We start from the raw sequence: 7,805 nt of genomic DNA, 5'->3' as shown, positions 1-7,805 counted from the left end.
CGCCCGAGGTGGAAGACACCCCCGAGGCGGCGCGTCTTGAAACCGGGGCCGGAATCTACTTCGACAACTGCGCCGCCTGCCACGCGGCGGACCAGTCCGGCGTGCCATATTTCTTCGCGCCGCTGAGCACGTCCAACAAGGTCCATGCCGAAGACCCCTCGAGTGCCATCCGCATCATCCTTGGCGGGGCGCGGGCACAGCCCACCGACACCAGTCCCAGCATGCTCGCCATGCCGCCCTTCTCCTGGAAGCTGAGCGATGCGCAGATCGCCGACCTGCTGACCTACCTGCGCGGCACAGGCGATCGGCGCGCCGGCCCGATTTCAGCTTCGCAGGTGGCCGAGATGCGCGACTATCTTGCCGAAGAGGAGCACTGAAGGTGACCCCATGATGCGCGCATGTCTCATCTCCCTTGCCCTGACCCTTGGCTCGGCCGCACCCGTGCGGGCCGAGGCCCTCTACCTCGGGAACAAGAAATTCGACACCGGGAACCGCGCCATGATGGAGGCCATCGTGCAGCAGTGTACGGATGTCGCGCGAGATACCGGGCGGGGTGGAGCGAATGGCGAGGGGCCATCCGATCCACAGGCGGAAAGTGAACGGGCCGGGCAGACCTCGACCCGCCGGTTCGACGACGGCGCATCCGGGGTTGCATTGGATCAACTGGCCTCCGGAGACGACGAGAGTGAAAGCCCCGGAGAAACAATTCCCGACATGTCCGGCATCTCGGAAGGGCTCTGTCAGGAGGCAGGCATCATCTATTGAGGCAAGCACCTAAGGGGCGCACCAATGCCTCGCCCTGCCGATCATCGGCCTTTCCCGGGTCATGGCGATCGTCATCCGCATGAGAGGGTGCGCTCGGGCAGCCGGTTTCGGCGATGCGGGTGCGAGCGCATGAAAGCAAGCGGAGCTGTGGGAATACCGGTCCGATCAGGTCGGAGCGAACAGTTCCGATCGGCGTCGGGAATATTCCGTTGAACCATAATCTTGCCGGTCTAACTGGTGGAGCGTACCGTCAGGCCGCGCAAGTCGTTGATTGGCTTTGGGCGCGGCCATGGTGAGGAGCGTGACAATGCCTGTCGACATTCTCCCGGGCAGCTATTGCGGCGCGGCGCCCCTGCCCGAACTGGCGTTGCGCAGTTGGAATTTCGACCCTCTGCTGCTGGCGGGGCTGCTCCTTTTGCTGGTGGCCCTCAGAAACACGCGAACCGGCCCCACCGCCGTCGCCGTGCTGGTCCTCGCCTTCGTATCGCCGCTCTGCGCGATCTCGGTGGGGCTGTTCTCGGCGCGGGTGGTGCATCATGTGCTTCTCGTCGCGGTCGCTGCCCCGCTCCTGGCCGCCGCCTTGCCCGGGCGCCGTCCCTCGGGCGCCGCCCTGCCCTTCCTCGTCTCGACGGCGCTGCTCTGGGTCTGGCATCTCCCGGCCGCCTACGATCTCGCCCTGAGCGACATGGCGGTCTACTGGATCATGCAGCTGACCCTGCTGGGGTCCGCCATCTGGTTCTGGCGCACGGTGCTGAGCGCGCAAGGCGGCATCGACGCCGTGCTGTGGTCGCTGGCCGGGCTGATGCAGATGGGCGCGCTCGGCGCCTTGCTGACCTTCGCCCCCATGCCGCTTTACGCCGCGCATGCCCTGGCGCCGCTGGACTGGGGCCTCACGCCGCTGGCCGACCAGCAACTCGGCGGACTGATCATGTGGGTGCCCGCGATGCTGCCCTATGCCGCGATGATCGCCCTTTCGGCCCGCAGGGGCTGGCGCGCGGGTGCGGGACGAGGCGTCGCGTGAGCTGGTTTTACGATCTCGTTCCGCATCTGAAAGCGCTGCATGTGGGGATGCTGGTGCTGTGGTGCGGCGGCCTTTTCGCGCTGCCCCTGATGCTGGCGCGCCACGACCCGGCGATCGGTCAGGGCGATTACGAGCGCATCCGCCGGGCCACGCATTACGCCTACACCTTCTGCATCACCCCAGCGGCGGTGATCGCCATCGCGTCGGGAACCGGGCTGATCTTCCTGCGCGAGGTCTTCGTGACATGGATGTTCGCCAAGCTTGTCTTCGTGGCGCTCTTGGTGAGCTTTCACGTCTGGGTCGGCTACGTCCTCGTCGCCGTGGCCGAACGCGAGGGTGCGCACCGGGCGCCGAACCCGGTGCTGCCGCTTTTGCTGCTGCTCGTGCCGATCCTGACGATCCTGACGCTGGTCCTCGCCAAGCCCGAGCTTGGCGAGATCCCGGTGCCTGGCTGGCTCTCAGAGCCGCTTGGGCATCAGCTGCCTTTCGACGTGCCCAGACGATAATCGAAGACGAGTTTGCCACCATGCCATCCCGTGACCATCACCACGAGCACGCTGAAGCCCGAGATCAGGATGCCATAGGGCAGCACCGCCGCCTCAAAGCCCTGAAGCCGGTAGCCCCAGTTGGCGCCGAGGATCGACAACAGCAGCACCGCGATCACGAAATGCGACCATGCCGGGGCACGGATGCGGATGCCCGGCACCATCAAGAGCTCGGCCGTGCCGGTCGCGCCAGCTGCGAGGCCGAACAGGAAAGCCGTGCCCGCCGCCCAGATCGCGGCGCGCGCCCAGAACAGCTCGCCCGACCACCAGTAGAGCGCGTCCGCGCCGAAGGTGCAGAAGGTCAGCGCCACCGGAAAGGCCACGCTCATCGCGTGCAGCGGGTGGCCCCAGATGCCGATGATGGATTCGGTGTCGTCATACCCCTCGTGCTCAAGGATCGGGTCTTCGAGTTGTTCACCTTCGGTCTGGACCATTTCCTCGGCCATGGCCGCTCTCTCCTGCGCTGGGGTCTTCCCGCCTCAACACTCCTGCTGCTCGCGGGTTGCGAGGAAAGCCTCTCGGCGGTGCATCCGGCCGGGCCGGCGGCACAGGTCATCTCGCAGCTGTGGTGGGTGCTGCTGGCGGGGGCTGCGGCGATCTTCCTCTTCGTCGCGGCGCTGATCGCGCTCGCTTGGCGGCGGCCGCCGGGCGAGACGGAGGAGCGGCGCTTCGTGGTCTGGCTCGGGCTGGCCTTTCCCATGACGGTGCTGGCCGCGCTCTTGGCCTACGGCCTCGTCGTGGGCGAACGGTTGCTGCCGCGCGCCACGCCCGATCTTGTCCGCGTGCAGGCCGAGGCGCGGCAATGGGACTGGCGCTTTGGATATGACGACGCGCCGGGCCGCGTGACCGAGAACCTGCTGCACATCCCGGCGGGCCGCCCCGTCGACGTGGCCATCACCAGCGTCGACGTGGTGCATGGCTTTTGGGTGCCGCGCCTCGCGGGCAAGCTCGACGCCGTGCCGGGGCATGTGAACCTGCTCAGGATCGAGGCCGACAGCCCCGGCCGCTACGAAGGCTTGGGCTCGGAATTCAACGGCGCGGGCTACCGCGACCACCGCTTTACCGTGATCGCGCATGATGCCGAGGGCTGGCGCGCCTTCCTTCGAGGAGAGACACCATGAACGCGCTCAGGCGCCACCGCGCCCTGTCGCGGATCTGGGCCTCGGACCCCGGCCTCAAGGGCTGGTTCACCACCGTGAACCACACCGATCTGGGCCGGATGTTCCTCTTCGTGGCGACGGTCTTCTTCGTCATCGGCGGCATCCTCGCGATGTTGATCCGCGCCCAACTCGCCAGCCCGCGCTCGGCCTTTCTCGGCCCCGACCATTACAACCAGATCTTCACGATGCACGGGACCATCATGATGTTCCTCTTCGCGATCCCCTTCTTCGAGGGGCTCGCGGTGTATCTGCTGCCCAAGATGCTGGGCACGCGCGACCTCGCCTTCCCGCGGCTCACCGCCTATGGCTTCTGGTGCTACGTTTTCGGCGGGTCGATGATGATCTTTGCGCTGCTGGCCGGGATCGCGCCGGACAGCGGCTGGTTCATGTACCCGCCGCTGTCCTCGACCATCGGCGCGCCGGGGATCAATTCGGATTTCTGGCTGATCGGCATCACCTTCGTCGAGATCTCGGCGATCTCGGCGGCGGTCGAGATCACGGTGACGGTGCTGCGCTACCGCGCGCCGGGCATGAAGCTGTCGCAGATGCCGATCTTCGCGTGGTACGCGCTGGTCACGGCGGTGATGATCCTCACAGGCTTTCCGCCGCTGATCCTCGGCTCGATCCTGCTGGAGCTGGAACGCGCCTTCGGCCTGCCGTTCTTCCAAGTGGCACAGGGCGGCGACGCGCTCTTGTGGCAGCACCTGTTCTGGCTCTTCGGCCATCCGGAGGTCTACATCATCTTCCTGCCCGCCGCGGGCGCGATCTCGACCATCCTGCCGGTGATGGCACGCACGACACTGATGGGCTACGGTTGGATCGTCGCGGCGGCGGTAAGCTTGGGCGTGCTGAGCTTCGGGCTCTGGGTGCATCACATGTTCACCACCGGCATCCCGCATATGGGGCTGGCCTTCTTTTCGGCGGCCTCGACGCTGGTGGCGGTGCCGACGGCGGTGCAGATCTTCGCCTGGATCGGCACGCTGTGGAAGGGCCGCCCGAGCCTGCATCTGCCGATGCTGTGGCTGCTGGCCTTCTTCGCCACCTTCGTGATCGGCGGGCTGACCGGCGTGATGGTGGCGATCGTGCCCTTCGACTGGCAGGCGCATGACACCTACTTCATCGTCGCCCACCTGCATTACGTTCTGGTCGGCGGCTTCGTCTTCCCGATGATCGCGGCGCTTTACTACTGGATGCCGCATTTCACCGGCCGCCGGACCTATTTCAAGCTCGGCAATGTGGCCTTCTGGCTCGTGGTGCCCGGCTTTCACGGCACATTTCTGGCGCTGCACTGGGCCGGTCTTCTGGGTATGCGCCGGCGCATCGACACCTACGAGAGCGGACAGGGCTGGGAGGTCATCAACATCATCGCCTCGATCAGCGGCTTCGTCATGGCGATCGGCTTCGCGCTGGTGCTGATCGACGTGGTGGTGAACGCGGTGGTGGCCGTGCGCGGCTCGCGCGATCCGTGGGGGGCGGGCACGCTGGACTGGGCCATGCCCACGCCGGCGGCGCCCTACAACTTCGCGAGCCTCGCGCAGGTGACCTCGCGCGATCCGCTCTATGAAGACCCCGAGCTTCCGGTGCGACTGGCACGCGGCGAGGGCTATCTCGGCGATCCCGGGCGCGGGCGGCGCGAGACGCTCACGGTCGAGATCGGCACCGGCGCGCCGCGCTACATCGTGGTCTTTCCGGGCAACACGGCGCTGCCGGTGCTGATGTCGGCGATCACGGGGCTGTTCTTCCTCGGCATGCTGATCAAGGCCTACTGGCTCGTGCCGATCTCGGCCCTGGGCGTGACGCTCTGCGCGCTGCTCTGGGTCTGGGGGCTGGGGCGCCCCGCGCCGGAGGAGGCGCTGCCGGTCGGCCGGGGCCTGTCGCTCCACACCGCGGCCGAGGCGGCGGACCCGCCCGGCTGGTGGGGCTCGGTCTTTCTGCTGCTGGCCAACGGCACCTTTTTCGGCTCGCTGCTCTTTGGCTATGCCTTCTTGTTCTCCATCGCCCCGAACTGGCCGCCGCCTGCCTATCTTGAACCGGGTGCTCTCCCGGTGGTCCTTGTCCTCGCCGGGGCCGGCCTGACCTTTCTCGGCTCTCGAATCGGCACCGTCGTGGGCCAGGGCATGGCACCCGTGGGCCTCGCCCTTATCGCTGGCGCGGCGCTGCCCGTGCTGTCCGAGAGCCCCGACCCCACCCTTCATGCCTATGATGCGACGGTCTGGGTCTTCGTCGGATACGGGCTGCTGCACTGCCTCGTCGGCATGCTGATGTGGTCGGTTGTCATGCTGCGTCGCCTGTCGGGACATTCGGCAGACACCACGCTTGGCGCGATGCGCATCGCCCGCCTATGGAGCGACTATACCCTGCTGGTCGCCCTGCTGACGGCGGCGGCGATCGGGCTGCCGGGGGTGCTGACATGAACGCCATCCTGCGCCTGTCGCTGCCGCTGACACTCTGGCTCGCCGCCTTCAGCGCGATCTACGGACTGCATGGCCTTTTGTGTTCAAGCAGATGGGCGGCGGTCGCCCCCGAGCTTCCGGGCCGGGTCTTGCTGGTCGGCGCGACTATCGCCGCCTTGGCGCTTCAGGCCCTGCTCCTTGCCTTTCTGAGATCCCCGCGATGGCCCCAACCGGATGCCGCCATACGGCGCGTCAGCATGGTGCTTGCTGTTGCTGCCTTGGTGGGCACGGCCTGGACGCTCATTCCGGCACTGGCGATGTCGCATTGCTTGTAGGCTAGATCAGGTCAGGGTCACCATGACGACAGTTCTGTCGGACTAGATTTTGCCGAAACTTCAGTTTCAGGCAGTTGCATTGTCAGGGAACAGAGCACCTGAACTACATCTTCACGCGACCTTCCAGAATGTCATCACTTGTCAGACCGCTCGACATGGCGGATGCGAACCGGGGTATCGGCCTCTTGTTCTCGAATAATCAACCCGCCACGAAGGTCCGCATTGCGGCCATTCGCCCGTTTAACTGTGGAGAGTTAAGCAGTCGAAACCAACGCGTTTCCCTATTATCCACGAGAAAAAGCAGGAGGCGCGCCAAATCTGGGTGAGACAGTTTCGCGGGACCTGTCGGATTTCAACCGCCCCGCCACAGCCAGTTCAATCGCGCCTCTCGGGAAACGAGTTTGGCAACACCCCGTTCAGGTTCCGAGCCCGAGCACGGGATAGAGCGAAGCCACAAGCAGAGCCGCCATGGTGATGTTGAAAACCCTGAGCCGGGTTGCGTTCGACAGCCATTGCCGGACCACGGTCCCGAGCCATGCCCAGACCGAGATCGCCGGAAAGCAGACGACCGCGAACGCACCAGCTACGATGGCTACCGACAGAAGCGAGCGGTCGGGCGCGTAGAGCGTGATGGCGGACAGGCACATGGCCCAGGCCTTGGGGTTCACCCACTGGAAAGTGGCCGCTTGAAGAAAGGTCATCGGCCGGCTGTCCGCGTCCCGCTCCTCCATTGGAGCGGCCGTCGCGATCTTGAATGCAAGCCAGAGAAGGTAGGCAACGGAAACGACCTTCAGCACCAGGTTCAGCGCAGGCAATGCGTCGAACAACGCCATCAGCCCCGCCCCAACCAGCAGAGCCATCACCGCCACACCCCCGACGATGCCGAGCATGTGCGGTAAGGTCCGGCGGAAGCCGAAGTTCGCGCCGGACGCCATCAGCATCAGGTTGTTCGGCCCCGGCGTGACGGTGGCGACGAATGCGAAGCCCAGAAGGGCGGTCAGGATAGCGAAACTCATGGGGCGCTCCTTCAATATTGCTTGTGCGCAATAATAGCGGAAAAAGGTCGCAACATGTCGTCTAATACGCTATCCAGATATATATCTGCACAATGATTAACGGCATATGGACGCTACTGACCAGAAAATATTGCGCGAGCTACGGCGCGACGGGCGGATCAGCAATGTCGCTCTGGCCGAGCGTGTCAGCCTGTCTCCCTCGGCCTGCCTGAGACGAGTTCAAGAGCTCGAGCGAACCGGCGTGATCCGGGGCTACAGGGTAGTGACCAGCCCCGAGCGGATGGGTCGTGGTTTTGCCGCCTACGTGATGGTCGGCCTGTCCTCCCATACCAAGGCGGCACAGGAGGGCTTCGAGCGCGCCATGGCAGTCGCGCCCGAAGTCGTCGAGTGCCACAACGTAGCAGGGTCCTTCGAATACCTGCTACGCGTCGAGAGCGCCGATCTCTCGGAATACAAGCGCTTCCACACGGAGGTCTTGGGCACCCAATCCCACGTCAATGCAATCACGTCCTACATCGTAATGGGATCACCCAAAGACGAACGCGCCACCTAGTCGGCCCTGAACAACGT

10 protein-coding genes are annotated in these 7,805 nt (G+C 65.4%); 8 read left to right on the top strand and 2 right to left on the bottom strand.

The genetic code is table 11. The features are described 5' to 3' along the window. The 4 genes from MBELCI_RS17695 to MBELCI_RS17680 all read left to right on the top strand — a co-directional run. The coding region (locus MBELCI_RS17695) for a c-type cytochrome (protein ID WP_131505599.1) at positions 1–377 on the top strand (377 nt) is incomplete at its 5' end. Between the two features lie 10 nt (positions 378–387). Next, positions 388–765: a hypothetical protein gene (locus MBELCI_RS17690; RefSeq protein ID WP_021695617.1), complete on the top strand. Its 378-nt coding sequence runs from the start codon at positions 388–390 to the stop codon at positions 763–765. A gap of 307 nt (positions 766–1,072) precedes the next feature. Continuing rightward, entirely contained in the window at positions 1,073–1,786 is a 714-nt protein-coding gene (locus MBELCI_RS17685) for a cytochrome c oxidase assembly protein (protein WP_021695616.1), read from the top strand. After that, positions 1,783–2,292 (top strand): CopD family protein, encoded by a 510-nt coding sequence (locus MBELCI_RS17680; protein ID WP_021695615.1) that lies wholly within the window; start codon positions 1,783–1,785, stop codon positions 2,290–2,292. Before MBELCI_RS17685 ends, MBELCI_RS17680 begins: the two co-directional genes overlap by 4 nt. Here the strand turns inward: MBELCI_RS17680 and MBELCI_RS17675 are convergent. Continuing rightward, complete coding sequence (locus tag MBELCI_RS17675; RefSeq protein ID WP_021695614.1) at positions 2,262–2,777, bottom strand: DUF2231 domain-containing protein; 516 nt, start codon at positions 2,775–2,777, stop codon at positions 2,262–2,264. The genes MBELCI_RS17680 and MBELCI_RS17675 overlap by 31 nt on opposite strands. Between MBELCI_RS17675 and MBELCI_RS17670 the strand changes: the two genes are divergently transcribed. From MBELCI_RS17670 to MBELCI_RS17660, 3 genes are read left to right on the top strand one after another with little or no spacing between them, the layout of a single operon-like run. Next, positions 2,742–3,452 (top strand): cytochrome c oxidase subunit II, encoded by a 711-nt coding sequence (locus tag MBELCI_RS17670; protein WP_021695613.1) that lies wholly within the window; start codon positions 2,742–2,744, stop codon positions 3,450–3,452. The two genes, MBELCI_RS17675 and MBELCI_RS17670, sit on opposite strands and share 36 nt — an antisense overlap. Beyond that, the gene (gene ctaD, locus MBELCI_RS17665; RefSeq protein WP_021695612.1) at positions 3,449–5,905 is read left to right on the top strand and encodes a cytochrome c oxidase subunit I; all 2,457 of its coding nucleotides are present in this window, start codon (positions 3,449–3,451) and stop codon (positions 5,903–5,905) included. The genes MBELCI_RS17670 and ctaD overlap by 4 nt, the downstream gene beginning before the upstream one ends. Then, positions 5,902–6,219: a hypothetical protein gene (locus MBELCI_RS17660; protein WP_021695611.1), complete on the top strand. Its 318-nt coding sequence runs from the start codon at positions 5,902–5,904 to the stop codon at positions 6,217–6,219. Before ctaD ends, MBELCI_RS17660 begins: the two co-directional genes overlap by 4 nt. A 416-nt stretch (positions 6,220–6,635) precedes the next feature. On the opposite strand, the gene MBELCI_RS17655 is transcribed toward MBELCI_RS17660, so the two are convergent. Next, positions 6,636–7,235: a LysE family translocator gene (locus MBELCI_RS17655; RefSeq protein WP_021695610.1), complete on the bottom strand. Its 600-nt coding sequence runs from the start codon at positions 7,233–7,235 to the stop codon at positions 6,636–6,638. A 106-nt stretch (positions 7,236–7,341) separates the two neighbouring features. Here MBELCI_RS17655 and MBELCI_RS17650 point away from each other — a divergent pair, with 106 nt between their 5' ends. Further along, positions 7,342–7,788, top strand: coding sequence for an Lrp/AsnC family transcriptional regulator (locus tag MBELCI_RS17650; RefSeq protein ID WP_021695609.1), 447 nt, complete (start codon positions 7,342–7,344; stop codon positions 7,786–7,788). Positions 7,789–7,805 lie beyond the last annotated feature (17 nt).

The organism is Limimaricola cinnabarinus LL-001, assembly GCF_000466965.1.
Classification (GTDB): Bacteria; Pseudomonadota; Alphaproteobacteria; order Rhodobacterales; family Rhodobacteraceae; genus Limimaricola; species Limimaricola cinnabarinus.
Note: the sequence above shows the minus strand (reverse complement) of the source record. Positions and strands in the feature narration are given on the sequence as shown.

What these genes read in the sequence shown, in the direction of transcription:
- MBELCI_RS17660 (WP_021695611.1), top strand. Translation starts at nt 5,902, where the DNA reads ATGAACGCCATCCTGCGCCTGTCGCTGCCGCTGACACTCTGGCTCGCC.
- MBELCI_RS17675 (WP_021695614.1), bottom strand. Translation starts at nt 2,777, where the DNA reads ATGGCCGAGGAAATGGTCCAGACCGAAGGTGAACAACTCGAAGACCCG.
- MBELCI_RS17655 (WP_021695610.1), bottom strand. Translation starts at nt 7,235, where the DNA reads ATGAGTTTCGCTATCCTGACCGCCCTTCTGGGCTTCGCATTCGTCGCC.
- MBELCI_RS17685 (WP_021695616.1), top strand. Translation starts at nt 1,073, where the DNA reads ATGCCTGTCGACATTCTCCCGGGCAGCTATTGCGGCGCGGCGCCCCTG.
- MBELCI_RS17690 (WP_021695617.1), top strand. Translation starts at nt 388, where the DNA reads ATGATGCGCGCATGTCTCATCTCCCTTGCCCTGACCCTTGGCTCGGCC.
- MBELCI_RS17650 (WP_021695609.1), top strand. Translation starts at nt 7,342, where the DNA reads ATGGACGCTACTGACCAGAAAATATTGCGCGAGCTACGGCGCGACGGG.
- ctaD (WP_021695612.1), top strand. Translation starts at nt 3,449, where the DNA reads ATGAACGCGCTCAGGCGCCACCGCGCCCTGTCGCGGATCTGGGCCTCG.